The following is a 26089-nucleotide window of genomic DNA, read 5'->3' on the forward strand; positions in this document are numbered from 1 at the left end:
ACCGCGCGTACCGCAGCGGGGCTAGGCGATAGTCGTTGGCAGATCGCGGCTGCGGGTCCCGCGGATAGCCGTCGGACCGACGGTGCGTTATCCCGGTCGCTCCGGGGTGGTAGCCGCGGGGAGGACGGGCGCGCCTAGGCTAGGGACGTGTCCTTGTCCCGTGTTGAAGTCGCGACCTCGTCCCGTTCGCCCCGTGTAGACACCGAGGCGGGGTTTCCGTTCTCCGCGGTGGTCGGGCAGGAGCGCCTGCAGCTGGCGTTGATCTTGTGCGCGGTGCATCCCGGTATCGGCGGCGTGCTGGTGCGCGGCGAGAAGGGGACCGCGAAGTCGACGGTCGTGCGCGCGCTGGCGCACCTGTTGCCGCCGGTGGTGGACGAGACGGGCGCGCGGCCCGCGCGGTTGGTCGAGCTGCCGGTCGGCGCCACCGAGGACCGCGTGGTCGGATCGCTGGATCTGGAGCGCGTGCTGCGCGACGGCGAGCAGGCGTTCCGTCCCGGTCTGCTGGCGGCGGCGCACCACGGCGTGCTCTACGTCGACGAGGTCAACCTGCTGCACGACCACCTGGTGGACGTGCTGCTCGACGCCGCGGCCATGGGCCGCGTGCACATCGAACGCGACGGCGTCTCGCATTCGCATCCCGCGCGCTTCGTGCTGGTCGGCACCATGAATCCCGAAGAGGGCGAGCTGCGTCCGCAGCTGCTCGACCGATTCGGGCTCACCGTCGACGTGGCCGCCTCCCGCGACGTCGACGTGCGAATGGCGGTGGTGCGCCGCAGGCTCGACTACGAGGCCGATCCGGCCGGATTCGCGGCCCGCTACGCCGCCGCCGACCGGGAGATCGCCGACCGCATGCTCACCGCGCGCGACCGGCTCCCCGAGGTCGCGCTCGATGACGTGGAGCTGCGGCGGATCGCGGCACTGTGCGCGTCCTTCGACGTCGACGGCATGCGCGCCGACCTCGTGGTGGCGCGCACCGCGACCGCGCACGCGGCATGGCGCGGCAGCGACGCCGTCACCGAGGAGGACGTGCGGATCGCCGCGGAACTCGCACTGCCGCACCGGCGTCGACGCGATCCGTTCGACGAGCCGGGCATCAGCGAAGAACAGCTCGACGAAGCCATGAAGGAAGCGGCCGCCGAGGCCGACCGCGCCGAGGAGCCCACGCCGCCGACGGAATTCGACGGTGGCTCGGATGATTCCGAGGGTGATCGCGGCCCCGAGGACCCGGACGACGGACCCGACGCGCCACCCGAAGGCCCGGGCGGCGGACCAGCGCCGCGCGAAGGACGCACCGGCACACCGAATCCCGGCGCCGCCAAGCCGCCGCGCTGGGAGGTCCCCGGAGTCGGCGAGGGTGCGCCGGGCCGCCGGTCCCGTGCCCAGACCAGGCACGGCCGGGTCGTCCGCTCCACCACCGAGACCACCGCGGGTCTGCATCTGCTCGGCACCGTTTTCGCCGCCGCGCCGCACCAGCACGACCGTGGCCGGGTGGACGGTCCGCTCGCGCTCGCCGCCGAGGACCTGCGCGGCGCGTATCGCGAAGGGCGCGAAGGCAATCTGGTCGTCTTCGTGGTCGACGCGTCCGGCTCCATGGCGGCACGGGACCGGCTCTCGGCCGTCACCGGCGCGGTGGTCAGCCTGCTGCGCGACGCGTACCAGCGCCGCGACAAGGTCGCCGTGATCACCGTGCGCGGCCAGGACGCCGAACTGGTGCTGCCACCGACGTCCTCGGTCGATATCGCGGTCCGCCGCCTCGCGGGCCTGCGCACCGGCGGCAAGACCCCGCTCGCCGCCGGCCTGCTGAAAGCGCGCGAGGTGATCCAGCGCGAACGCGTGCGCGACCCGCGCCGCCGCCCGATGCTGGTGCTGCTCACCGACGGACGCGCCACCGGCGGAGTCGATCCGGTGCCGAGGGCCCGCGCCGCCGCCGCACTGCTCGCCAAGGACGCGGTCACCGCGATGGTGGTGGACTGCGAGCGCGGCATGGTGCGGCTCGGCCTGGCGACGGAGTTGGCGGGCGCGTTGCGCGGCGGCTACGTGCGGCTCGCGGAGTTGACCGGCTCGGCGGTCGCCGACATCGTCCGCGCCGGATCCGCGAACGGTGCCGTGCGCGCCGCCTGATCGTCGTGACTCCGCTCCGATAGTTGTACGAGGCACAAGGAGATTCGATGCCCAAGGGTGTGCCGGAGACGGTTCCGGACGATGGACTGACCACGCGGCAGCGGCGCAACCAGCCGGTGCTCGCGGTGCACACGGGTCCCGGCAAGGGGAAGTCGACCGCGGCGTTCGGGATGGCGCTGCGGGCTTGGAATCAGGGATTCGACGTCGCCGTCTTCCAGTTCGTGAAGAGCGCGAAGTGGAAGGTCGGTGAGGAGGCGGCGTTCCGCACCCTCGGGCGGCTGCACGAGGAGACCGGCGCGGGTGGCGCCGTGGAATGGCACAAGATGGGCGAGGGCTGGTCCTGGACCCGCAAGCACGGCACCGAGGAAGACCACGCGTCCGCCGCGCTGGCGGGCTGGCGCGAGATCGCGCGCAGGCTGGCCGCCGAACAGCACCGCTTCTATGTCCTCGACGAGTTCACCTATCCCCTGAAGTGGGGCTGGGTCGACGTGGACGAAGTGGTCGAGACGCTGGTAGACAGGCCCGGCAACCAGCACGTCGTCATCACGGGCCGCGACGCGCCGCAGGCGTTGATCGATGCCGCCGACCTGGTGACCGAGATGACCAAGATCAAGCATCCGATGGACGCGGGGCGCAAGGGTCAGCGGGGTATCGAATGGTGAACCGCCGCAGGGTGATTCCGCGCCGGTCGGTGGCGTGATGGGCACGGTGCCCGCCGTCGTCGTCGCCGCTCCCGCCTCCGGGAGCGGAAAGACCACGCTGGCAACGGGTTTGATCGGCGCGTTGCGGCGAGCGGGACACCGGGTCGCGCCCTTCAAGGTCGGACCGGACTACATCGATCCCGGATACCACGGGCTCGCGGCGGGACGCCCCGGACGCAATCTCGACCCGGTGCTCGTCGGCGCCGACCGGGTGGCGCCGCTGTACCACCACGGCGCCGCGGGGTGCGATCTCGCGGTGATCGAGGGCGTGATGGGTCTGTTCGACGGACGCATCGATGAGCACGAAACCGGCCCTGTCGCAGAGGGTTCCACCGCCCAGGTCGCCGGTCTGCTCGGCGCGCCCGTGGTGCTGGTGGTGGACGCCCGCGGCCACAGCCAGAGCCTGGCCGCCCTGCTGCACGGCTTCGCCACCTTCGACAGCGGCGTGCGGCTCGGCGGCGTCATCCTCAACCGCGTCGGCAGCGAACGCCACGACCAGGTCTTGCGCGCCGCCTGCGCGCGGGTCGGATTGCCCGTTCTCGGTTCGCTGCCGCGGATGGACGCGCTCGAGGTGCCGTCCAGGCATCTCGGCTTGATTCCGGCCGTCGAGCACGGTGCGGCGGCGTCGGCGGCGGTCGCCGCGATGACGGACCTCGTTGCGGCGCACGTGGATTTGGCGGCCGTGGCGGCGCTGGCGCGGCCCGCGATCGGCGGGTCCGCATGGGATCCGGTTTCGGCCATCCGCGAGGCGAGCGGGGGTGGTTCGGCGATCCGCGGCGGTGTGGGCACAACCGGAGCGGCACGGCGAGCTGCCGGATCCTCGGCGCTCGGGGAACCGGACAGGCCGATCCAAGGCGGTGCCGCGATCGAACCGGGTCGGCTGGACGAGCCGATCGACGGCGGTGCCGCGACCGGCCAGGGCCGCGTGAGCGGCGGCGAGCCGACTGCGCGGCGGCCGATCGGGGCGCACGGCGGCGGCTCCGCCGACGACCATGGTGCACGCGCTGCGCGGTCGATCGGTGTCGGCCCGGCAGAGTGGGTAGCTGCTGAGTCGGTAGGGACCGTCGACGGCGGTGCCGCGAATGAATACCCTGTTGTCACGCCGACATCGGCTTGGCCGATCTTGGACAACCTCGGCCGTTCGCGCGACGGTGCGACTGGCACCGGCGGTTGTAGCGACGGTCCCGTGATCGCGATGGCGGGCGGGCCCGCCTTCACCTTCGGCTACGCCGAGCATCGAGAACTGCTGATCGCGGCAGGGGCGCGGGTGGTGGTCTTCGATCCACTGCGTGACGAATTGCCCTCGGGAACAGCGGGTCTCGTGCTGCCCGGTGGATTCCCCGAGGAGCATGCCGCCGACCTCGCGGCCAACACGCCCCTGCTCGCCGCGGTCCGCGCGCACGCTCGCGCGGGGCTGCCGATCCATGCCGAATGCGCGGGCCTGCTGTACCTCACCCGCTCCCTCGACGGACACGCCATGGCGGGCGTCGTCGACGCCGACGCCGAGTTCGGCCCGCGCCTGACCCTGGGCTACCGCGACGCCGTCGCGCTTGCCGATTCCGCGCTCTGGCGGGCGGGTGAGCGCGTGCGCGGCCACGAATTCCACCGCACCCGACTGCTCACCACCGCCCAGGACGCCCCCGCCTGGGGCTGGCAGGACGGCTCGGGGGCTCGCGTCCGAGAGGGCGCGCTCGTCGGCCGCGTACACGCCTCCTACCTGCACACCCACCCCGCCGGGAACCCCGCGGCGACAGCGCGTTTCGTCGTTGCCGCCGACGACTACGCTCACGCAGATGTGTCCCGCTGAACTGCGCCCACCGGTCGCAGTCGGCATCGGCATGCAGCCGGGTGCCGCAGCCGCAGCGATCCTGGACGCCGTTCGACACGTGCTCGGCGACGAGTCTCTCGCCTGCCTCGCGACCATCGACCGGCGCGCTGACGAGCCGGGCTTGCAGGTGGCCGCCGGTGAATTGGGCATTCCGGTACGCACGTTCACCGCCGCCGAGCTGGACTCCGTCACGGTGCCCACCCCGGCGGTTCGTACCAAGGCGGCGGTCGGTACCGCCGGTGTGGCCGAGGCCGCGGCCGTCCTCGCCGCAGGTGGAGGAGTTTTGCTGCATACCAAGAAGGTTCACTGTGGCATCACCGTGGCGGTGGCGCGTCCCGACCCCGGGCAGGCACTCGGCAGCGTAGTCGGCTGAGGCGGCCGCGGCCTGTCGCTCGGGTATTCGCCACACAGACAAGTTACTTGGCGTAGTCGACGCGTCGGCCCGGGTAATCCGTTCACGGTGGTTCCAGCGGCGGTGTCCCGCCGTTTCGGAAGGCTTGTGCCGCCCTGCCGAGGCGCTGCGGAAATTCACGCAGTCGCTGCGGAGGGACGATGGTGACGCGCAGTGCGGTCGCGGTTCCCACCAACACGGTAGCTGTCTCGAGCATGGTGGTACCCGAGTCGGCGTGCTGGTTGATCAACCACATGACTGCGACAGTGACTGTCGCCCATGCCAAATCCTGACTCCACTTCGTCGTCGATGCGAAGTGGGTAGCGCGGGGAACCGGTGATAACGAGATCGACGCGACGGCCGGTTCCGGGGTGGGCAGGCTGCGCAGTTCGTTCGGAGGGGTCAATGGCTCGTCCTTTGCGTGTGAGGCGAACCATAGTGATGTCCGCCGGAATCGTCGCGGACGTTGCGACCCGACTTCTCCGTATCCTGGAGGCCGCGGACGCCACCGCCGTAGCGCCGATGTGCAGCCTCGATATTGGCAACTTTCCAACCTGGAGAGCGTCAATTAATTGACGGTTCGAACCGGCTGAAAAAATAGACTTGTAGTGTGGTAGTGAGCAATAGCGCCGCAGCAACTGTCGGTCACCGGATACGACGTGCGCGGCGGACCAAGAAGATGAGCCAGGCGACCCTTGGATCGCTCGTAGATCGATCCGAAACATGGATGCGGGGTATCGAAGCCGGCCGGATTGCGCTGGACAAGCACTCGGTGATCGAACGATTGGCCAAGGTGCTCGAGGTCGACGTCGGTTGGATGCTCGGGCGCCCGTTCGAGTTCGGCGAGGAAACCGGGCACAGCGCGGTCCCCGCGCTTCGTAGTGCGCTACGACGCACCGGGCTGGTGCTTTCTGGCCACCCTGGATTACACCAGGCAACGCCGAAGATGCTGCTGACAGATCTACGTGCCGACGTCGACCGGGTCACGCGGCGGCGCCAGGCGGCGAACCTGCTCGAAGTGATGCGGCAGCTGCCCGACCTCGCCGAGGCGCTGAATACGAGTGCTTTGGAAGCGCGGGGTTCTGAACGGGATGTGGTGCACGGGTTGATCATCGAGGCCTCGAACGTGGCCCGCATGGTCCTCAACCAGCTCGGTTACCACGATCTGGCCTGGACCGCCGTCGACAACGCCGCCACTGCCGCAGCCGAACTCGGTGATCCGCTGATGAGTGCTTGCGCGGCCTGGGATCGTTGCGGGGTGCTGCTGCACACCGGCTCGCTCGGTGAGGTGATCACCATCGCGGAAGCCGCGCTGACCGAACTTCGCGACTACATGAAAGAGCCTACGCCGCAAGTTCTTTCGCTGTGGGGCGCGTTGCACCTTCGGTGCGCCGTCGCGGCGGCCCGGCGCTGTGACGCGATCGCGGCGTGGGGGTACCTCGCCGAGGCCGAGGCAACTGCGACTCGGCTCGGCAACGACCGCAACGACTTCCAAACCGTGTTCGGTCCGACCAACTGCAGCATTCACGCCGCTGAGGTCGCCGTCGAGCTCGGCCGACCTGACATCGCCCTGCGCCGCCACGTCAGTATCGACCTTTCCGCCTTGACGTCGATAGAGCGCCACACCCGCCACCGCATCGATGTCGGGCGTGCCTATGGACAGCTCAAACACGACGCCGCAGCCGTCGAACAACTGAAGCAGGCCGTTGCTTTGGCGCCGCACTACGTTTACAACCATCCGATGGCACGTGATCTCGTCGGTGCGCTGGCCTGCAGATCGCAGCCCAGCGCGGTGGATGCCGGACTCGGCGCGCTCGAGCGTGCGATGGGACTCGCTTAGACGCGGTCCTCCTGTCCACGGAGACTCGCAGCGGACCTGCGCGGGGGCGTCGCAGAGCGCGAATCAGCATGTGCCACGGCACGCCGAGCTTGGCGACGGCCGACTACGGTGCGACCGACGTCCAGTCGGCGAATCCCGTGGGATCGTGGCGGCCGAGGGAGGCGTGTTCGAAGAGGCCCCAACCTTCGGCTGATCCGCAGCGGGCGTGGGCGACGTGGTCGATGACGCCGTACGGGATGCGGGGGGCGATGGCCGGGTCGGTCAGGTCGTAGCGGCGGAATTCGGACCAGTCGCGGCCCTTCCACTGGCCGTGCAGCCAGTCCGGGTCGCCGCCGTAGCCGCAGCCGACGTGCAGCGGGACGCCGGTGCCGGGAGTGATCTCGACCTCGAGCGACTTGCCGTCCTGCGTCGTGAGATCGAGCCGGGCGGCGACGGGAATCCTTGTGCCCGAACGGTATCGGATGGTGACGCGCGGCCAGCCGAGCTGTTCGGTGCGGCCGTCCGGCCAGACGCGCACCGCGTCGTTGAGGGTGCGCCTGCCGTCCGGCTCCTCCTGCACGATCACCACGATCGCGAAATCGTCGAAGCGCAGCGGCACGTACAACCACCAGAAGCCGCCCGATGGCTCGGCGGCGGCTCGCCCCGCGGGCTCGGTCTCGCCGACCGGACGGATGCCCCAGGATCTGTCGCGGGTGCCGGTCCACACCGCGGGGTCGACCGCGATATCCGTGCCGTCCACGTGCAGCGTTCCCGCCCAGGAACCGACCTGCGCGAAGCGGGACGCCTCGATGATGGGCCGGTTGCCGGTGAGGATCAGATGCGGCTGTTCCTGCACGGTGGGGAAGGCGCCGGTCCAGGTGAGGTCACAGCTCAGGTCGTCGTGCTCGCAGACGACGCGCAGCCGCTGCAGCGGTTCCAGCACCTCGATGCGGTAGCCGCCGACCCGCATGTCCAGGCTGCGGTCGCCCAGCGCGTCGGAGAACCGCACCGAGCGCACCTCGTCGCCGCGGCGGACCGCGAGGTAGGCGTCGGTCACGCCCAGGTTCGGGTAGACGCCGAGACCGGTGATCAGCAGCGTGCCGCCGTCGCGGTCGTGGGCGTTGAAGTAGCTGCGGTCGTAGAAGTTTCGGTCGCTGGAACCGACCCTGGCCAGCGAGAGCGGCGTCTGATGGATGGGGTATTCGTCGAGGGGCGCGGGTGCGGCCATGGTGTTCCTCACGTCCATTCGTAGGTTCCGTCGAGCAGCGCCTCCAGGCTTGCCCGGTGCATCACGTAGTCGTCCCGGTCGGGAGTGTCGGTGTCCTCGCCGAAGTGGATCATCCTGCGCTTGACCCTGGCCATCACGATCCCGTGCCGCAGCGCGGCGTAGACGAGGTAGAAATCCAGATCCCGCACCGTATAACCGGTCAGCTCTTCGTATTTCGCCACCACTTCCGAGCGGCGCAGGAAGTCCGGCAGGCCAGGTTGCTCGAAGCGGGTGGCGAGATCCTGGAAGAACCGGTGGATGAAGACGATCCAGGCGACGTCCAGCTCGCGCGGACCCAAACCCGCCATCTCCCAATCCAATACGGCGACCGGCTCGAATCCGTCGTAGATGATGTTGCCGGGACGAGAGTCGCCCCAGGACAACACATCCGGGCCGGGGTCGGCGGGCCAGTGCGCGTCCAGCCAGTCGAAGGCGCGCTCGAGCAACGGGATCGGATATCCGTCGTCGGCGAGCGCCCAGCGGTACCAGGCGCGATGCCAGTCCACGTGCCTGCGCAACGCCTGGCCCGGTCCGTCCAGCATCGGGAATCTGGCTGCGGGATCCGGGATTGCGTGAATCTTGGCCAGCACTGCGAGGGTGTTGTCGGTCAGCAGCGCGCGTTCGGCGGGCTCGGCGTCGAACAGCCAGCCGTAGAAGACATAGGGCGGATTGTCGGCCGGAACCCGCCCGTCGATCCGGCGCATCACGAAAAACGGTGTGCCGAGCACACTCTCGTCGGTCTCCAGCCAGCACAGCGGTGGCACCGGCACGTCCGTCGCGGCCGCGACACCCGCCATCACGTGGTACTGCTTGGCCAGATCGTAGGTTTCGAAGACCGGGAAGTCGGCGGCGGTCGGTGCCAGCCGCGCGACGAACGAGCCGCCTTCGGCCCGGCCGCCGACGCTCCACTCCGCGTCGAAGAGCACCGACGCGCTCGACATCCCGGACCCCTGCGGCAGCGTCAGCTCGTGCACGCGCGGCGGCTCGTCGGCCGCGACCTTGCCCGCCAGCCAGCGCGACAGGTCGTCGGCGAGGCTCTGGAGATCGCGTTCGCTGATCGTGAGCTGGCGCCGCTCGGTGGGATCGGGCTCGTCGGCCATCATCGTCCTCCTGTAGTCGGGCGGCGGGCCACCCACCACCCGGCACTTCCTCCCGGGATAGGCGAACTGTAACGCGTTCTAATTGGGTGTCGCGGGGATTCGCGGGATTGGTTCGCTGACCGAACTCCAGGGTTGACACGGGTCTCCGTCATCCTTTCGGAGTATGGCGGCTACCCCGCGCGACGGAGCCGGAAATCGGGATCCCGCCGGAAGCGCCCGGAGGGTCCGCGTGGATACCGTCCTCACGGAAAGTCGTCCATGGCAGTGAGGAGGGATCCGTGCGGGATCGGGGTGAGCGAACCATCGGCACAGCGCTTCCGGGTGTGGTGTCTCCGAGCGGTGTCGGGGTGCGAGCGGGCCGCGAGCGCAGCGCATGCGGGCGTGGGGTCATCGGGTGCCGGAGCGGTGCTGTGCTATGGGGGCGCGGCGAGCGGAACAATCGCACAACGCCCACGGGCGCGGCGGCGTCGAGCGTCGGCGAGGTGTCGCTGTGAGTGTCATCGGTACGGAGGTGCTCGAGCGAGACGGCGCGGACGTGGTCGATCCGGCACCGCGGTGGTCGCTACCGGCTCGGATCGTCTTCCGGTTCGGTTTCGTCTACCTGATGCTGTTCTGCCTGACGTTCGCGCAGATCCTGTTCGTCTTCACCGGCGTCGCCATGCGCTGGCTGCCGGACTCGGCGATCACGTGGCAGATGAACATGGTCGAGCCGGTGGCCAGGTGGACGGGCGAGCACGTCTTCGGCGCCGACGCGGTGTATCACGAGAGCGGCAGCGGTGATCAAACCATCATCTGGGTGCTGCTCTTCTGCATGCTGGTCGCCGCGGCCGTCATCACCGCGGTGTGGTCGGTCCTCGATCACCGCCGCGCCGACTACGCGGTCCTCGGCCGGTGGTTCGTAGTCTTCCTCCGGCTCTGCCTCGGCGGGCAGATGCTGTGGTACGGCTTCGCCAAAGCGGTGCCGAACCAGATGCCGTATCCCTCGCTCACCACACTGCTCCAGCCCTACGGCAACCTCAGCATGACCGACGTCCTGTGGAACCAGGTCGGCGCGGCGCCGTCCTACCAGGTGCTGCTCGGCATCGCGGAGGTGCTCGGCGGTCTGCTGCTGTTCTGGCCGCGCACCGCGACCGTCGGCGCGCTGCTGAGCCTGGTGAGCATGGCGCAGGTCTTCGTGCTGAACATGACCTACGACGTGCCGGTCAAGATTCTGTCCTTCCACCTGATGCTGATCTCGCTGGTCGTGCTCGCACCGCAGGCTCGGCGTTTGGCGAATGTGCTTGTGCTGGAACGTCCTTCGGAACCGACCACGCAGCCGTTGCTGTTCCGTTCGGCCAGGGCCAATCGGATCGCGGTGGCGTTGCAGGTGGTGCTCGGCCTGTGGACGTGCTCCGGCGCGGCGTACACGGCGTGGGAGGGCTGGAACGAATACGGTTACGGCGCACCGAAACCCGCGCTCTACGGGATATGGAACGTCACCGAGTTCACCGTCGACGGTCACCCGCTCCCGCCGCTGACGACCGAGCCCACCCGCTGGCAGCGGCTGGTTTTCGACCAGTTCGTCACCAGCTACCAGCGGATGGACGGCACCTTCGTGCCGACCATCGCCGACGTCGACACCACCGCGCGCACCATCGCGATGACCGCGCCGCCCACCTCGCCGGACGCTCAGCCGACACCGGTCGCGACGTTCACCTTCGAGCAGTCCGCGCCCGACCGGCTCGCCCTCCGTGGCGATCTCGGCGGCAAGCCGGTCACGCTGACGTTGGAAGAGTTCGACCTGGACGAGTTCCCGCTGCGCGGACCGCGGTTCCACTGGATCCAGGAGACTCCGAACCTGAATTGATCCGGGTAGCCGCCATTCGACTACCGTCGATTCCCTCCAGAACTGATTCGGCCGGGCCAGCCTGTGAGCTGACCCGGCCGGATCGGCGGGCGGGAGGTCGAGCGGGTCAGCCCTTGAGCAGCTCGACCGTGTTCCGTTCGCCCGTGTCCTGTTCGACCGCGTCCTGCTCGGTCTCGACCGACTCCTCCGGCGCGTGCGAGCGGCTCGGCAACAGAACCGCCATCACGATCACGATCAGCGCCAGCGCCGCGGAGATCCCGAACGCTAGACGCATGCCGTCGAGGTTGGCGGCGACCGGGTCGACGCCTTCATCGATCAGCGTGGTGCTGCGAGCGGACATGACGGTCACGACCAGGGCGGTGCCGAAGGCCGCGGCGACCTGCTGGAGCGTGCCGAGCATCGAGCTGCCGTGCGAGTACAGGTGCTGCGGGAGCGCGCCGAGGCCCAGGGTGAAGACAGGCGTGAACGCTGCGGCCAGCGCCACCATGAGCAGGATGTGCAAGCCGAGCAGCTGCCAGTACGGCATGCTCATCGAGATCTGAGTGAAACCGGCCAAGGACGCGGCGATGCCGATCGCGCCCGGGATCACCAGGACGCGGCCGCCGAAGCGGTCGAACAGGCGACCGATCGTCGGGCCGAGCAGACCCATGGCCAGGCCGCCGGGCATGACGAGCAGGCCCGTCGCGAGCGGGCTCAGGCCGCGCAGGTTCTGCAGGTACAGCGGCAGCAGGATCATCGAGCCGAGCATCGCGAGGAACGCGATCGACATGAGCAGCAGCGCCTTGGCGTAGGTGCCGATCAGCAGGATGCGCAGATCGAGCAGCGGGGTGCCGGTGCGCTGCAGCCGCAGCTGGCGGGCGGCGAACACGCCGATGAGGGCGAGTCCGACGGCGACGATCAGCGCGGGGGCGGCGACGTTGTCCGCCTCGAACCGGCTGAGTCCGTACACCAGGCTGCCGAAGCCGATGGCGGCCAACGCCACGCTGGACACGTCGATCGCGCCGGTCTGCGGTTCGCCGATGTTCTCGAGTCGCCGCAGTCCCAGCCAGGTGACCGCGCCCGCGATCGGCAGCACCAGCACGAACAGCCAGCGCCACGAGCCGACCTGCAACACCAGTCCGGACAGGACCGGTCCCATGGCGGGTGCCACGGAGATGGCGAGGGTGACGTTGCCCATGACCCGTCCGCGATCGTGCTCGGGCACCACCGTCATCAGGGTGGTCATCAGCAGCGGCATCATGACCGCGGTGCCGCCCGCCTGGACGATCCGCCCGAGCAGCAGGACCTCGAACGTCGGGGCGACGGCGGACAGCGCGGTGCCCGCGAGGAAGACGCTCATCGCGATCGCGTAGGCGCGGCGGGTGGTGACCCGCTGCAGGAACCAGCCGGTGGCCGGGATGACGGCCGCCATGGTGAGCATGAACGCGGTGGAAACCCACTGCGCCGACCGCTCGGTGACCTCGAGGTCGGCCATCAGGCGCGGGATCGCGTTGATCATGATGGTCTCGTTGAGGATGACAACGAAGGTCGCGAGCACCAATAGGAGGATGACGGTCGGCGTCCGCCGCCCGGTCGGACTGGCGGATGGGACGGCTGACATCGGTTACCTCCGGGGTGTTCGTGAGCGAAAGACGTGGGGTGGTCTTGGCCGAGTCGCCAACCGAGTGTCTCGGCCTACAGGAGAAGAGACGGGAATGGTTCGGTCAACTCATCGGGCCGCGCCAGTGTTCCAGTCGCCTCCGACAAGAATCAGCCGATTTTCCCGCGGTCACCGTTCGGATGCCCGCCGGGAAAGGTCTGTTCACCAGCGACTTTCGCGAATATCTTGCCGCTGACGTGACGCTCGTCACTACGCCTGCCCGGCGCCACGCGAACTTCCCCGATGCGGTCGAGCCGGCGAACTCGACTGCTGCGCGCACTGGACAACGCAGGCGCAGCTCACCGCCTCCCGCGTTTAAGGCTCACCGCGCCTTGACCTCCCGGCGCGGCCGTGCCGGGAGCCACCGTGTCGTCTCGCTTCTCACCGACCGAGACTCGCCGCGGTGCGCTAACGCTCCAGTTCGGCGCGATTCGCGCCTCTGATTGCCGGTGCGTCGCGGGCAGGCCGTAGGCTCGAACACTGTGCCGAACACGTCAGACAACGCCGAGGAACAGGCGGTATCCCAGTCCGCCGCCCAGCCGACGGGCGACCCGAACTACCTGGTGGGGCTCGATCTGAACGGCCGCCGCGTCGTCGTGATCGGCGGCGGAACGGTGGCCCAGCGCAGGCTCGGCCTGCTCATCGCCTCCGGTGCGGACGTGCACGTCATCAGCCGTGAGGTCACCCCGGCGGTCGAGGGTATGGCCACGTCCGGGCAACTCACCGTCACGCTGCGCGCCTACGCCGACGGCGATTTGGACGGCGCGTGGTACGCGATCGCCTGCACCGACGAACCCGAGACGAACGCCGCCGTCGTCGAGGAGGCCAACCGGCGCCGCGTGTTCTGCGTGCGCGCCGATGTCGCCCGGCTCGGCACCGCGGTCACCCCCGCCACCGCCCGCTACGACGGTCTGACCCTGGGCGTGCTCGCCAGCGGACAGCACCGTCGCTCGGCCGCGGTGCGCACCGCCCTGCTCGAGGCGCTGCAATCCGGTGTGGTGACCGATGATTCGTCGCCGGTCACGCCCGGCGTCGCGCTGGTCGGCGGCGGACCCGGCGACCCGGACCTGATCACCGTGCGCGGCCGCAGGCTGCTGGCGCGGGCGAACCTGGTCGTCGCCGACCGCCTCGCGCCCCCGGAGTTGCTCGCCGAACTCGGACCCGACGTCGAGGTCGTCGACGCGGCGAAGATCCCGTACGGCCGCGCGATGGCGCAGGAGGCGATCAACGCCACGCTCATCGAGGGCGCCAAGGCGGGCAAGTTCGTGGTGCGGCTCAAGGGCGGCGACCCGTACGTGTTCGGACGCGGGTACGAGGAGCTGGAGGCCTGCGTTGAGGCGGGCATTCCGGTGACCGTCGTGCCCGGTGTCACCAGCCCCATTTCGGTGCCCGCCGCCGCGGGCATCCCGGTGACCCACCGCGGCGTCACGCACGAGTTCGTGGTGGTCAGCGGGCATGTCGCGCCGGACCATCCGGATTCGCTGGTGGACTGGCCCGCATTGGCAAGGCTGCGCGGCACCCTCGTGCTGATGATGGCAGTGGAGCGGATCGAGCAGTTCGCCGCCGCATTGCTGGACGGCGGACGTCCCGCCGATACCCCTGCCACCGTCATCCAGGAGGGCACACTGCGCACCCAGCGGGTGCTGCGCGCGGACCTCGGCACCGTGGCCGCGCGCGTCCGCGAGGAGGGCATCCGCCCGCCCGCGATCGTCGTGATCGGCCCGACCGCCGGGTTCTCGGCGAAATAGCCCGATCGACCCGGTTCGGCCTTCGCTGCGGCCGGGGGCGACGTGCCTCGGCTATCAATTACAGTGACTCCCTGTGCTCCAGAATCCCGCTGCGACGATGCAGTACCCGGTAACGCAGCGGGCCTTCGGGCTCGCGATCCTAGTCTTGAGCGGGCTGCAGCTCATGGTCGTGCTCGACGGCACGGTGGTGATCTTCGCGCTGCCGCGTCTGCAGGATCAGATGGGACTGACCAGCGCGGGCAGCGCGTGGACGGTCACCTCCTACGGCCTCACCTTCGCAGGCCTCATGCTGCTCGGCGGCAGGCTCGGCGACGCCTTCGGCCGCAAACGCATGCTGATCTACGGCGTCGTCCTGTTCACGCTGGCCTCGCTGGCGTGCGGGCTCGCCCAGGGGCCCGCGATGCTGATCGCGTCCCGCGCGGTGCAGGGCGCGGGCGCGGCGGTCGCGGCGCCCGCCGCATTGGCCCTGGTCGCAACGACTTTCGCGCCAGGTAAGGCGAGGAATCAGGCGATCGCGATCGTCGGCTCGATGGTCGGCATCGGCTCGGTCGGCGGCCTAGTGGTCGGCGGCGCGCTGACACAGCTGTCCTGGCGCTGGATCTTCCTGATCAACGTGCCGATCGGCCTGCTCATCGTGCTCGGCGCGGTGTACTGCCTGTCCGACACCGCACACCACCGCGTGACACTCGACGTGCGCGGCGCCGTGCTCGGCACCCTGGCCTGCGCCGCCATCGTCTTCGGCGCCACCGAGGGGCCCGCGATGGGCTGGAGCAGCCCGATCATCATCGGCTCCCTGATCGGCGGCGCGGTGCTGCTCGTGGTGTTCGTGCTCGCCGAGCGCAATGTCGACAATCCGCTGCTGCCGTGGTCGCTGTTCGACAGCCGCGACCGCGTCACCACCTTCGTGCTGATCCTGCTCGCCGGCGGCGTGCTCGGCGCGATGACCTACTTCGTCGCGCAGTTCCTGCAGAACGTCGTCGGCTACGGACCGCTGGAAGCGGGTGTCGCCTCGATCCCGTTCACCATCGGCATCGGCCTCGGCGGGGCGATGGCCTCGAAGCTGGCGATGATGGTCGCGCCGCGCTGGCTGCTCGCGAGCTCGGCCGTGGTGCTCGCCCTCGGCCTGCTGTTCGGTTCGACGCTGGAAGGCGACGTGACGTATTGGCCGACGCTGCTGATCCTGCTGATCGTCATCGGTTTCGGCGTCGGCGTCGCGATGGTTGTCGCGCCGCTGTGCGTGCTGGTCGGCGTGCCGCCCAACGACATCGGCCCGCTCGCCGCGGTGGGGCAGATGTTCATGAACCTCGGCACGCCGTTGGCGATCGGCGTCCTCACTCCGATCGCGGTCTCGCGCACGCTGTCGCTCGGCGGCAAGACCGGTAAGGCCTCGGACATGAACGCGGCGGAGATCGTCGCGCTCGGCAGCGGATACACGCTCGTGCTCGCGGTCTGCGCGGGCGTCGCGGTGGTGATCGGCTTGATCGCGTTGACACTGCGGTTCACGCCGCAGCAGGTCGCGCAGGCCCACCACGCCCAGGAAGAAGCGCAGCGGGCCTGAGCTCGCGTGCGGCCACTTCGTGCGAGTGACGCGTGGCCCGAGTTCGATTCCGGGGTTCAGAGCCGTCCGGCCACCTTGCGCGGAGTGACGCGGACGATGACGCGCTCGGCGTCCTCGGCAGAGGCCGGGTTGAAGTCCGCGTAGTTCTTGCCCGTGTACTTCAGCGCCAGCTCGTCGGGCAGGGTCTTGTCCGGATCGGGCGTCAGCGTGGCGGTGCCGCGGATCTCGGCGTAGACGTAGGGGTTCTCCGGCGGGTTGATCAGCACCGTCACCCGCGGATCCCTGGCCAGATTCTTCGCCTGCTGACGTTCCACCGTCGTGGAGAACAGCAGATCGTCGCCGTCACGCTTCACCCAGATCACGGTGAGATGAGGTTGCCCGTTCGCGCCGACGGTGGCCACGGTGGCGAACACGTTCGACTCGTCGAGGTATTTCTTCAGGTCGTCGGAGAGCACAGCTGTACCGGTCATGTACCAGGGGAACACCCGTAAGCAGCCGCGCATTCCCGCATGTCGTGAATCCGTGCCCACCGGCTCTAATTGGTTGTCGCCTAATGACTTCGGCGTGTCGAAACATGGAAGACCGGGGCTTCGCCCGCCCCCGGGCCTCGGCATCCCGCCCATATCGCCTACCGGTCGGTGGGACCCGCTAGACAGAACCGGTCGGCCATCTGGCCGAGTGTCAGGTGCTCAGTTGGGGACGCGGCGGCGGAGGTGACCCGCTTGCTCGAGCACGCGGAGCGCCGCTCGTCGTTGCCGGCATGGCCGGTCGTCGGGATGCAGGTGGATCTGCATTAGTTGGTGCGCTTCGGAAACCGTTGGTGTGCTGTGTGGTTCGCGTTCGCAGTCGTCGTAGTACGGGTAGTGGTTGGGGTCGTCGGAACCGTTCTCGAATGCAATGCGTACGCGAACGGTGTCGGACTCACAGCTGTTCGCATGATCGGCTGCGGGCAGGGGGCGAGTTGGGGCGAAGTCGGTGGGGATGCGGTAGCGGTTGAACGGGTCAACGCTGATTCGATAGATGATGCGGCTACCGGTGAACGCTCGCCGACCGTGCAGAAAGCGGTGGTTGTTGATCACGTACCCGTGTCCGGCGGGGAGCGTGAATGCCATCGTGTGGCGTTCGATCGCCTCGACGAGTGTCGGTAGCCAGTGCAGCGCCTCGGGGGCGTATTGCGCCAGTTCGTCGAGGCGGAACCGGATGCGAACTCGCCCGCTGGTGGTGTGTTCGAACACCGATCCCAGGTACCCCGCCGCGCCGCCGAACAGCACCGAACGCGGATGCGACAGCGCGCGTAGCGCATCGGGGGCCGACTTGGTGAGGTCGTCGTAGACGGCTTTGCCGTCGATGGCGATGCACTCGCCACCGGTCGCGGCTTCGTGCCCGCAGGCGACCATCAGCAGATGCGGCGGGCGTGCTACCCCGGACCGGTCGGTGTGCGCGGGCAAGGCGCGGTTGCTGAACCCTGCGTAGCCCGGTTGCGTGCCGACCTGGCCGAGATCGGCCAGGGTGGTCACGCCGTCGGTGCCGCTGTCGCGGTGGGCCACGATCACCCCGAGTGAGTTCCCAAGCCGAGCTAGCCCCGCTTGATCGGATATCCCATCGAAAGTGGCGATGCCGCCTGATGCCAGAGTCGCTGCGAGCGTTTCGGTCCCGTGTCGGTGAATATCGACGTACATGGACCAAGGCTCGGGTCCGCCCGCTGCAGTGGTCCACTGACAACCTGTCACCGACCCGCCTGCGAACGATGGCCCTGGCCTGCGGGAATGGTGTTACCGTCGGCCCCATGACTGCGACGAACTATGTGCCGCACCTGTATTCGATTTCGATCAAGGGTGTGGTGGTGCGCAATGGCGAGGTACTGCTGTTGAAGAACGAGCGCGAGGAGTGGGAGTTGCCGGGCGGGCGCATCGAACCCGGTGAGACTCCGGAGGAGTGTGTCGCGCGGGAGATCACCGAAGAGACCGCGTGGCCGGTCACCACGGGCCCGATCCTCGACACGTGGATGTACTACATCAACGAGGCCGAAAAGAACGTCTTCATCGTCACCTACGGCTGCTACCCCGACACCGACGCCGAACCGGTGCTCTCCCACGAGCACAAGGAAATCGGAATGTTCGGCGAATCCGAGATCGCCGGGCTGAACATGCCGGAGGGGTACAAACGCTCGATCACCACATGGTTCGCACGCCTGCGCGCCACCGAGGCCGAACCGGTCCGATAGGGCCAAGCGGTGAGCGCCAGTCGATGCCCGGCATGTGCGGCGGTGCTCAGCGACACCGACACCGCCGTGTTTCCGGCCTGCGGTGCCCACGCCGCCGTCCGGTCCCCGTTGGCGCCTGTCGCGTTGGCCTCTGCGGTGTGGTTGTGGGCGGCCCCGGAAGCGGCTACTGCCCTGGCAACCCGAGACCTGCCGACCATCCTGCGCACCTACCGGCGCGTGCACTCAATGAGCCAGATCGCCCTTGCCGAATTGCTGGGCTACGACAAGTCGTATGTGTCGATGATCGAAACCGGGCGGCGCGCGATCAGCGACATCAGCTCACGCCGCCATATCGCCCGCCGCCTCGGCCTACCCGCGCACGTCCTCGGCGTGACTGACACCGACGACGCCGAATATCTCGCAATGCTCCAGTTCGGCGACTCCACCGTCAGACTCGCCGAACTGGCCCGCCAGTCCGGGCACGCTACGCAAGCGGTCAACGAGCTATGGCCGCTTGTCGCCCGCCTCGAGGCACGCGCCGCCACAGGGCATACCGAACCCGACAGCCTCGCTTTGCTCGCCCGCGCCCGCGTCGCGCTCGGCGTCTCCCTCGGCACCGTCCTACCCGAAGAACGCCTCACTACCGCCGCGCAATGGACCGGCCAAGCCCTCGCCATCGCACGCCGACTCGACGACTCCGGGTTCCTGGCTCACACACTGCGCATGCATGGCAACGAACTACGCAAAGCAGGAGACCCGGCCTCCGCGGTGACTCACCTCGAGCAGGCACTAGCGCTATCAGCCGACCCGATCGAGCAAGGCAGCACCCTGGCGCCACTGTGCCGCGCTATCGGCGAACTCGGCGATGCCGAACGCTTCGACACCACCCTGTCCATCTACCGGCGACTGCTCGACCAGCACGCCGGAAGCGGGTTGCTGTTCCACCCGTTCACCTTCCGGGAAGTCCAACTACGCGGACTCATCGACACCGGCCGCGCCGCCGCCGCCCTCCGACTGCTGGGCACCGAGCACGCCGCGCCCGCCGCACCGCAATGGCACATCATCGAACGCGTCACCACCGGCCAAACCCTCACACTGGCCCACGAAACCACCGCCGCCGAAACCGCATTCAGCCAAGCTCTGCATGCTGCCGAACACCATCGGCTACCCCACCAAATACAGCGAGCAGTCCGCGCGCTCAGCACAGCGGGCATGCACGCGCTCGCTGAAGAAGCACGCGCAGCACTGGCCCGCGTGCGAGCGCTTCTCGATACCCCCTAACTCCAACCGGGCGCACGGACGGACACCGCGACATGAGCGGTCTACGACACAACCCCTCGCCAGGCAGTCCCAGGCTTTGGAGTCCGTGTGAAAGCCCGGACAACTGGGGGAGTCATTGCCCCTGGGGCGTCGATTTCTTTCCTGCCGATCGCCTGCCCAACCGAAATCAACAGGTACCGTCGCAGGTAGTAGCCGTCGGCGGAGGAGCACGCCATGAACGACATTCCACCCAACGAAGTCGGGCGCAGGCTGCGTGAGATCCGCGCGTGGCGCGGGCAAAGCCTCGCAGCTGTCGCGGGCCTGGCTGGCATCAGCTTCGGATACCTCGGCCGCCTCGAGCGTGGAGAACAAGCATTATCCAACCGCGCCACCCTTGAGGCCCTGGCACGGGCGCTGCGTGTGGCACCGGAGGAGTTCTATCCGGCAGCCGGTCAAGCGGGTTCACAGGCCGAGAGCAACGAGTCTGCCCATGCAGGAGTCGTAGCGATCGAACGCGCGCTCGACGTGTACGAACTCGGGGAAGACCCGGACGGCCCACTTCGCGACTGGCCCGCGATCGCTGCTGACCAAAAACACTTGGCCGACCTACTTCAACGCGCCGACTACGCCGAGCAGGCCCGAGTAGTTCCCCAACTGCTGGCCGAGTTGCACGCCGTCTATGCCCGGTCGCCCGAACACCGTCGGGACGCGCTGCTGGGACTGATCACGTGCTATTCCTCAGCCATGTGGGTGACCAAGCGGCTCGCTGGGCGTGGCCTGCCCCTGCTGGCAGCCAAAGCCGCGCAGGAATGCGCCGCCATGCTGGAATCTCCTGCGTGGATGGGATTCACCACCTGGCTCCGCGGTGATGCCACAGGCGGTCTGTCGCGCCCAGAGCAGTACCGCCGTGCGGTGCGATGCATTGATGAGCTCAGCCCGCATCTGGGGGACGCCGAAGTGCTGCAAACGTCCGGCATGCTGCACCTGTCCGCCGCGCTTGCGTCGGCGGTGCAGGGCGACCGGCCGACCGCTGATACGCATCTGAACGAGGCCGCCGCGCTGGCCTCGCGCATGGATACCGAGACCGGCACGTTCGGGCGCATGTGGTTCGGCGCACCTAATGTAGGGATCTGGCGTGCTTGCATCGGCATGGAATTCGGCGACGGCGCCAAAGTGGCCGAGCACGCACGCGAGGTCAATGTTCGCAGCATCCCGAGCAAGTCCCGGCAAGCAGAGTTCTATATGGAAATCGGCCGCGCGTTGCTGACCGATCCCGCGAAGCGCGACCAGGGCGTGCAAGTGCTGCTCCGCGCCGAACACCTTGCGCCGCAACGTGTTCACGCTGATGTGTTTGCCCGCGAAGCCGTTGCCGATGTCCTCCGCTCGTCCCGCCGCGCCGCCGGAGGACGTGAACTGCGGGGCTTGGCTTGGCGATTGGGGATCGCCCCGGAACTCACACCAAATAACTGATCGAATTCCCGTGGTTTGTCCTTCGTGGACAAACTCGTTGTGGCCCTGCTCATAACGTCAGCTCAGGCCCTGCCGTCGGGTCGATGCGAAGTCCTCGACGGCGGGCGCTGATCACTGTTGAGCGAGCAGGGAGGCGCTGGGGATGGGTTGGAAACTGGACAACAGCGAGGACGACGGCGGGCAGACCGATCAGGGGACGTGCTTCGCGCATCTGGTGTTACTGCGTCGCTCTGGCAAGCAGGATGTTGCAGCGAAGTTTAGTGCGGGCGGTCCACCGCCCCCGGTCGCAGCGGACGGGGCGCGCGGGTGGCTGCTGTGGCACGACCACCACGTGCCGACAGTGGAGCAGTTGGCGCGGCTGTTGGAGCAGTTGCGTGCGGAGGGGTTGACCACCGCCGATCAGATCATCGCCCATGCCTTGCCTCCGAACGACCCTCAGACGGTAAAGACGCCATTGGCGTGGGTGTCCGCCCGCGCCACCCGAGAACGTGCTCAGCGCGTGGGCAGGTCATCATGACCGACCAGGCCGACCCGGGCGGAGTCACCACCGCCGATACCCCACGCACACGAGTGGCCTACTACCGCACCGTGTGCCACCTGCCCGCCGTACTTCAACCCGACACGGGCAGAATCGGTTTCACGGCAGGCATGGTGTGGGCTGTGTCGATGCCCGCCGATGTCGGCCAGATGGTCAAGGTCGAGTTGGACGCCAAGAAGCAAGGCGGCGGGCCGATCATCACCACACCCCGGACAGCGACATGGACGTTCCTGGTCCGCTCCGATATCCCCGCAACGATGATCGCCGCCGAAGCCGCCCTGTACCGCAGTCGCCGCGTGACCGTGCTCGGCAATGGCGATTTCGTGCCGCTACCGTCCCCGGCCGATCAGGGCTCGGAGTACCGAGGATGGATCACCGCCGCGCACTCAGTGTTTCGGCCTTCCGGGCGGGCGGTGCTGTACGCGGTGCACGCGGTCATAACTCCCCAGCGGCACTCGGTGCTATGACCATGGCCGCAGAATCGCCATTGCCGAACGAACCAGACGTACACCTGTCTGTGTTCCTGCACGGGGTGCGGATGGATTTCGCGGCCTGCCTGACTGCCGCGCTGATCTTCGTCGCCGAGCACTGCGACCGCCACTACGTCGACGCGGTGACTGTGCACCCGAACGCGGACGGTTATCCGCGCTTGCCGAATGAGCGCCTCTACCTCCAACCCTGACCACGCCATGAGGGCAGACGACATGGCCAGCGACGCAACAAATTTGAGTATTCAGCGCGACGAATTCAGCCGCGCTCAGCTCACCGCGCTGGCGGAGCCGGCACGAGCGGGTCGGGCGTGCTCGGCGCGGGAGCTGGCGGGCGGGCACCGTATCGGCCCGCTCACCCTGACCCTGCAATGGTTGGTCACCAAAGGCCACGTCCACGCCGAGGTCCAAACACCAGCGGGCGGGGGACGGCCCGAACCGGTCTACGAACTCACCGACCACGGCCGCGAGATCCACCAGCGCCTGGGCGCCCACACCCCAACCAACCGATAGAAGTTTCCTGCACAGGAGGCGAAAGCACGTGCCCGCCAAAGCAATCGGCCTGCTGAACTCGACCGTCAGCGAATCCAGATCCCATGATGAACGGCTCGTCATCGATCTGGCCCACGTACGCGGCTTCCAGCTCGCGCACACCCTCACCATCGACGCCGACACCTACATGCCCACCACCTTGATCCTCTGGACCGCCCACCAGCACGGCGCAACTGCCATCGTCGCACCGAATCTCACGCATTTGCCCGGCACCAGCACCCCTGACGCCATCGCCCTCGCTTGCGCCCTTATCACCCCTACTCTCACTATCGGCCGCGTTCAGCACTGACCCCTCTCACTCCCGACAGGAGTCTCTCTTACACACCAGCCAGCTCGGGTTGACGCAGGTTGGTGCACGGTGGGTTCGGTAATCGCCCACCCAGGTGCCCTGGGCTCCAGGGTGGGCCGTCCCGGCACGTCGCGTGAAGCTGTGCAATCTGGTCAGTTCGCGGAAAGTGTTGTGCCGCAAGCTTGAATCCTCTGCATGGGCAGAGAGTAGTAGAAGTTGGGAACCCCCGGGAATCAAGGAAAAGAAGGAAAAGATAACCGGTAGCCCAACAGATCAGAACTTGCCGAATTTCTCTCTACAGAGTCAAGAGCGCGCGCATGCGCGCGCCGCCCAGGGTAGCCCCGCCCTCCGCTCCGCTCCAGACGGCGCACCCTGGCCCAGCACCAGGAGCGGGGACCGAACCACTACTGCCATACGGCACCACGGAAGCCGCTACCCAGTGCAAACGGTGCGATTCTGGAACGGAAGGTACTGCCGCGCCCCTGCGGGGCTCGCCATCGATAAAGTGGTTGTCGCTCGCGGACGTGGCGTAGTCCCTTCGTTGAGCTTCGAAATAACCAACGCGAGCTTCGGCACCATGCTTCCGATGAGGTGGCGAAATCATTTGCGCCGTTTCACACAAAATATCAGATGTCTATCGTGCGGTCATGGTTGAGCATCTCGGCGGCAATCGGGTTGCAGATGTCGTCGTGCACGCGTCTGGACAGGAAGCTGTGCACTTCCTCGATTCGCTTGGAAGTATTGGAGTCTCCTTTCCGAATCGGAACCTGAAACATACCAGAGCTGATCCGATCTGACGAGGTTATACCTCCGCGGACGATAAACGGCATGTCCTTCTTTTCTTGTGGAGGTATCAGAATTGCAAAAAGTAAATCGTGGCCGCTGTCTACATAGCTCATCTCGACTCCGCGCACCTCCGGGTATATAAGCTTGTTCAAGGAATCCATATACCGCGATGTCGCACCGGGATCTGATTCCAAGCTATGCGCCTGGGTGACAATGTCGCGGTTGACACTATCTCTCGAAGTTGAGGCTCCGATAACTATTACTCCGCCTCGATGGGAGTTCGCAAAGGCGGCGACATCCTTGGCTATCTCAAGTCTTCCCCGTTCATCTTTTGGATAATGCGATCGCTTGACCTCGAACGTCTCGCTTTCGATGGCGCCTATTGCAGCGCGGATGCCCGAACGTAGAATGTCCGCAAAGTGGACTTCAGGTCGGTCTGTTGAAATTCTATTTATGTACGCGCACGACATATCGGATTCGATTGCAGCAAGCTTCTCTATCGTAATGTCTGGACGTGTGTAAAAGTCTGCATCTACGAAGCAGTCGTACCCTTCTAAGGTGTACTCCTTCAACTCCAGTCCGTAGATACTCGCCAGGCGGTCTATATAGTCGGCAAAATCGTCGTCATCGAAATGTCCGCGAGGTACGGCAATTGTCATGCCTACATAGCAATCATCTTCGCCCACCGTCAGGGATAAGAAGGTGGGTGGAAGTATGCTTTTAGACCAGGGAGGTATAACAACTCCTAGATCGCTCTCGGCATCGTATTCTATGTCCCACCTCAGCGTGGATCTTTGATAAGTTGAAAAGGCACTGAGTGTTGGTCTTCTTATTTCTTCAACCGAGAGGTAACGGACATCAGCGAAAGCTACTTTACAGTATTCACCCATTGAGTTCGCCGTGCTGGATCGGGCAGCCGCAGGGATATCGGTTGGCCAATGCCTTTGGTGGGGTGCAAGTACGGCCCGGTTCGAGCAGGTCAATGCTCCGAACCGAGGCTGCTGTGACGCAACGTCCTATCGCTGTAAACGCCATGGTTGAGATGTCGGTCCGCGCTATCTGTGAAGTTCAGATTATTGCCTCTGAAAGGCGAGCTGACCGTGGACGAGTTTCGGATATCAGTTAATGATAACTGGCTGGTTGGCCCGTGCTACACACACTCCATCTTTGACGATATAGCATTCTACGTAGTGATGCCCGGCATAGGACGTGGACTCTGTTCGAGTTAGGCTGCCGCTATCTTTTATGATCTCGCCTCGCAATTGGTGTCTCGCTTCAGCTTCCGTCCCATAGTTTCGAACTTTCCAGTACATATCGAAAGGCTTTGGTACGGATGTTTCGACCATGTAGAAACGCAGACTGTGCTGTTTCGGGACATGTCCAGCACGAGCCCTCAGCTGGCGGCGCTCACGTCGATTAATGTGTGCAGGTTCAGATACTTCACAGTCGATCCGTAGGCTAAAAATCTCGCTCACTGGAAACATTTCCTCGATGAACTGTTCCTTTGGGGCGCGGCGATCACGGCTCGATTTGAGGGTTGACGGCCTTGGGAGTGCCGTTCCTGCTGAGGCGGTAGTCGAAGTCGTTGCGGAGTCTGGGAAGGAATTACCAAACACTTCGCGCCAGTATTCGATACTTTCCTTTACTGTGCTGACATGGTAGGCGTCATGCACTTTGATGGCAATCTCGTTGAACTTGTCTCGAAATGACTCGAATTCGCTTTCGGTCCACCGGTGGTCGAATGAAGTCGTCGGGCAACTCGGATCGACAATATATGGCTTGCCTGCTTGGTACCCCAGCCACTTATTTAGATCCCCTACAAGGTGCAGCAGCGTGGTAGGCACATCTTTGTAGTAATCATCACCTGCTGTGCGCCAGCCATCCACTATATTTCCGACCAATGTGGTCAGAAGGACGGACTTAAGATTGAACGAATCTTGGTGATCGCGCAAGTGCTTGAGGAGTCGGAGTACTTTGCGGAGGTTTCCTTTTGTCAAGGAATCTTTCTCCTGTATCCACTCCGAGAAGCCGATTGGATTAGTGTCCTCGAACTCGTTGCACTTCGAATTTACGATTACTTCACGTCCGTCGGACAAAATGACATAAGTAACGATGTCAATATGGCAGTCATTCGCGTAGATTACACGTGAGCAACGGTCCTTTTTCTTGGCCATCGAGCCGTATGTCGAATGACCGGATAGAGCGTTCCAAATGGCGTTTGCGTAGCGTCGCGGATTGTCGTTCCAGTCCGTATCTTCGCTCAGATGGACTAGGAAATCCGCATCGAACTCAAGCCCCGTGGGTGGCCGGATTATAGTCCTGTGCGCCCAGGAGCCTTGCGGAATCGTGTCGAGTACCCGACCATCCAACGCGGACGACGTCTTTAACGCTTCTGTTATGCTGTCAACTCGTTGGTCAAGATATCCCAGCCTAGTGCTGTCGATGTTCACAGTGTCGTTCAAGAACTTGTTGAAGTAGGCCACCA

At 66.5% G+C, this 26089-nt stretch carries 24 protein-coding genes; 16 read left to right on the forward strand and 8 right to left on the reverse strand.

What is annotated here, in order from left to right; all coding sequences use genetic code 11:
- Window positions 1–153 precede the first annotated feature (153 nt).
- Genes CRP45_RS26745 through CRP45_RS26760 form a run of 4 tightly spaced genes read left to right on the forward strand, consistent with a single transcriptional unit; the run spans window position 154 to window position 5023 of the window.
- Window positions 154–2121 (forward strand): magnesium chelatase subunit D family protein, encoded by a 1968-nt coding sequence (locus CRP45_RS26745; RefSeq protein ID WP_097247641.1) that lies wholly within the window; start codon window positions 154–156, stop codon window positions 2119–2121.
- Window positions 2122–2168: 47 nt separating this feature from the next.
- Window positions 2169–2783, forward strand: a complete 615-nt coding sequence (gene cobO, locus CRP45_RS26750; RefSeq protein WP_097247496.1) for a cob(I)yrinic acid a,c-diamide adenosyltransferase — start codon at window positions 2169–2171, stop codon at window positions 2781–2783.
- Between the two features lie 37 nt (window positions 2784–2820).
- Window positions 2821–4629, forward strand: a complete 1809-nt coding sequence (locus CRP45_RS26755; protein ID WP_218841193.1) for a cobyrinic acid a,c-diamide synthase CobB — start codon at window positions 2821–2823, stop codon at window positions 4627–4629.
- Complete coding sequence (locus tag CRP45_RS26760; RefSeq protein ID WP_097247498.1) at window positions 4616–5023, forward strand: cobalamin biosynthesis protein; 408 nt, start codon at window positions 4616–4618, stop codon at window positions 5021–5023. Before CRP45_RS26755 ends, CRP45_RS26760 begins: the two co-directional genes overlap by 14 nt.
- 82 nt (window positions 5024–5105) lie before the next feature.
- Here the strand turns inward: CRP45_RS26760 and CRP45_RS26765 are convergent, their stop codons facing one another.
- Window positions 5106–5297 (reverse strand): hypothetical protein, encoded by a 192-nt coding sequence (locus tag CRP45_RS26765; protein WP_097247499.1) that lies wholly within the window; start codon window positions 5295–5297, stop codon window positions 5106–5108.
- A 360-nt stretch (window positions 5298–5657) separates the two neighbouring features.
- Between CRP45_RS26765 and CRP45_RS26770 the strand changes: the two genes are divergently transcribed.
- Window positions 5658–6881, forward strand: a complete 1224-nt coding sequence (locus tag CRP45_RS26770) for a helix-turn-helix domain-containing protein (protein ID WP_281256221.1) — start codon at window positions 5658–5660, stop codon at window positions 6879–6881.
- 103 nt (window positions 6882–6984) lie between these two features.
- Here CRP45_RS26770 and CRP45_RS26775 read toward each other — a convergent pair whose 3' ends face one another.
- Window positions 6985–8106: an Rv3169 family protein gene (locus tag CRP45_RS26775; RefSeq protein WP_245910462.1), complete on the reverse strand. Its 1122-nt coding sequence runs from the start codon at window positions 8104–8106 to the stop codon at window positions 6985–6987.
- Window positions 8097–9227: a phosphotransferase family protein gene (locus tag CRP45_RS26780; protein WP_097247501.1), complete on the reverse strand. Its 1131-nt coding sequence runs from the start codon at window positions 9225–9227 to the stop codon at window positions 8097–8099. The genes CRP45_RS26775 and CRP45_RS26780 overlap by 10 nt, the downstream gene beginning before the upstream one ends.
- Before the next feature lie 490 nt (window positions 9228–9717).
- Here CRP45_RS26780 and CRP45_RS26785 point away from each other — a divergent pair, with 490 nt between their 5' ends.
- The gene (locus tag CRP45_RS26785) at window positions 9718–11073 is read left to right on the forward strand and encodes a DoxX family protein (protein ID WP_097247502.1); all 1356 of its coding nucleotides are present in this window, start codon (window positions 9718–9720) and stop codon (window positions 11071–11073) included.
- Between the two features lie 106 nt (window positions 11074–11179).
- On the opposite strand, the gene CRP45_RS26790 is transcribed toward CRP45_RS26785, so the two are convergent.
- Window positions 11180–12673 (reverse strand): MDR family MFS transporter, encoded by a 1494-nt coding sequence (locus CRP45_RS26790; RefSeq protein WP_097247503.1) that lies wholly within the window; start codon window positions 12671–12673, stop codon window positions 11180–11182.
- Window positions 12674–13194: 521 nt separating this feature from the next.
- On the opposite strand from CRP45_RS26790, the gene cobA reads away from it, so the two are divergent.
- Window positions 13195–14460, forward strand: a complete 1266-nt coding sequence (cobA, locus tag CRP45_RS26795; protein WP_372508135.1) for a uroporphyrinogen-III C-methyltransferase — start codon at window positions 13195–13197, stop codon at window positions 14458–14460.
- Window positions 14461–14557: 97 nt separating this feature from the next.
- Window positions 14558–16018 (forward strand): MFS transporter, encoded by a 1461-nt coding sequence (locus CRP45_RS26800; protein WP_097247643.1) that lies wholly within the window; start codon window positions 14558–14560, stop codon window positions 16016–16018.
- A gap of 56 nt (window positions 16019–16074) precedes the next feature.
- Here CRP45_RS26800 and CRP45_RS26805 read toward each other — a convergent pair whose 3' ends face one another.
- A complete protein-coding gene (locus CRP45_RS26805) occupies window positions 16075–16488 on the reverse strand; it encodes a PPOX class F420-dependent oxidoreductase (RefSeq protein ID WP_067782766.1) in 414 nt (137 codons plus the stop codon).
- Window positions 16489–16707: 219 nt separating this feature from the next.
- Window positions 16708–17697: a TauD/TfdA family dioxygenase gene (locus tag CRP45_RS26810; RefSeq protein WP_097247504.1), complete on the reverse strand. Its 990-nt coding sequence runs from the start codon at window positions 17695–17697 to the stop codon at window positions 16708–16710.
- A 107-nt stretch (window positions 17698–17804) separates the two neighbouring features.
- Here CRP45_RS26810 and CRP45_RS26815 point away from each other — a divergent pair, with 107 nt between their 5' ends.
- From CRP45_RS26815 to CRP45_RS26845, 8 genes are all read left to right on the forward strand, one after another.
- Window positions 17805–18242, forward strand: a complete 438-nt coding sequence (locus CRP45_RS26815; protein ID WP_097247505.1) for an NUDIX hydrolase — start codon at window positions 17805–17807, stop codon at window positions 18240–18242.
- 135 nt (window positions 18243–18377) lie between these two features.
- Window positions 18378–19502, forward strand: coding sequence for a helix-turn-helix domain-containing protein (locus tag CRP45_RS33525; protein WP_281256223.1), 1125 nt, complete (start codon window positions 18378–18380; stop codon window positions 19500–19502).
- 213 nt (window positions 19503–19715) lie between these two features.
- Entirely contained in the window at window positions 19716–20951 is a 1236-nt protein-coding gene (locus CRP45_RS26825; RefSeq protein ID WP_097247506.1) for a helix-turn-helix domain-containing protein, read from the forward strand.
- 142 nt (window positions 20952–21093) lie between these two features.
- Complete coding sequence (locus CRP45_RS26830) at window positions 21094–21468, forward strand: hypothetical protein (protein ID WP_097247507.1); 375 nt, start codon at window positions 21094–21096, stop codon at window positions 21466–21468.
- Complete coding sequence (locus tag CRP45_RS26835) at window positions 21465–21956, forward strand: DNA-directed RNA polymerase subunit beta (protein WP_097247508.1); 492 nt, start codon at window positions 21465–21467, stop codon at window positions 21954–21956. Before CRP45_RS26830 ends, CRP45_RS26835 begins: the two co-directional genes overlap by 4 nt.
- A 20-nt stretch (window positions 21957–21976) precedes the next feature.
- Entirely contained in the window at window positions 21977–22171 is a 195-nt protein-coding gene (locus tag CRP45_RS33530; protein WP_143861548.1) for a hypothetical protein, read from the forward strand.
- Window positions 22172–22214: 43 nt separating this feature from the next.
- Window positions 22215–22490, forward strand: a complete 276-nt coding sequence (locus CRP45_RS26840) for a hypothetical protein (protein ID WP_143861549.1) — start codon at window positions 22215–22217, stop codon at window positions 22488–22490.
- A 28-nt stretch (window positions 22491–22518) separates the two neighbouring features.
- The gene (locus CRP45_RS26845) at window positions 22519–22818 is read left to right on the forward strand and encodes a hypothetical protein (protein ID WP_097247510.1); all 300 of its coding nucleotides are present in this window, start codon (window positions 22519–22521) and stop codon (window positions 22816–22818) included.
- A gap of 626 nt (window positions 22819–23444) precedes the next feature.
- Here CRP45_RS26845 and CRP45_RS26850 read toward each other — a convergent pair.
- Together CRP45_RS26850 and CRP45_RS33535 are read right to left on the reverse strand one after the other, a co-directional pair.
- Window positions 23445–24494, reverse strand: coding sequence for an AlbA family DNA-binding domain-containing protein (locus CRP45_RS26850; protein ID WP_097247511.1), 1050 nt, complete (start codon window positions 24492–24494; stop codon window positions 23445–23447).
- A gap of 228 nt (window positions 24495–24722) precedes the next feature.
- Window positions 24723–26087 carry a nucleotide-binding domain-containing protein gene (locus CRP45_RS33535; protein WP_143861550.1) on the reverse strand — a complete coding sequence of 455 codons (1365 nt, stop codon included), beginning with the start codon at window positions 26085–26087 and terminating at the stop codon, window positions 24723–24725.
- Between the last annotated feature and the right edge of the window lie 2 nt (window positions 26088–26089).

Origin of the sequence: Nocardia amikacinitolerans (genome assembly GCF_900215415.1) — a bacterium.
Classification (GTDB): Bacteria; Actinomycetota; Actinomycetes; order Mycobacteriales; family Mycobacteriaceae; genus Nocardia; species Nocardia amikacinitolerans.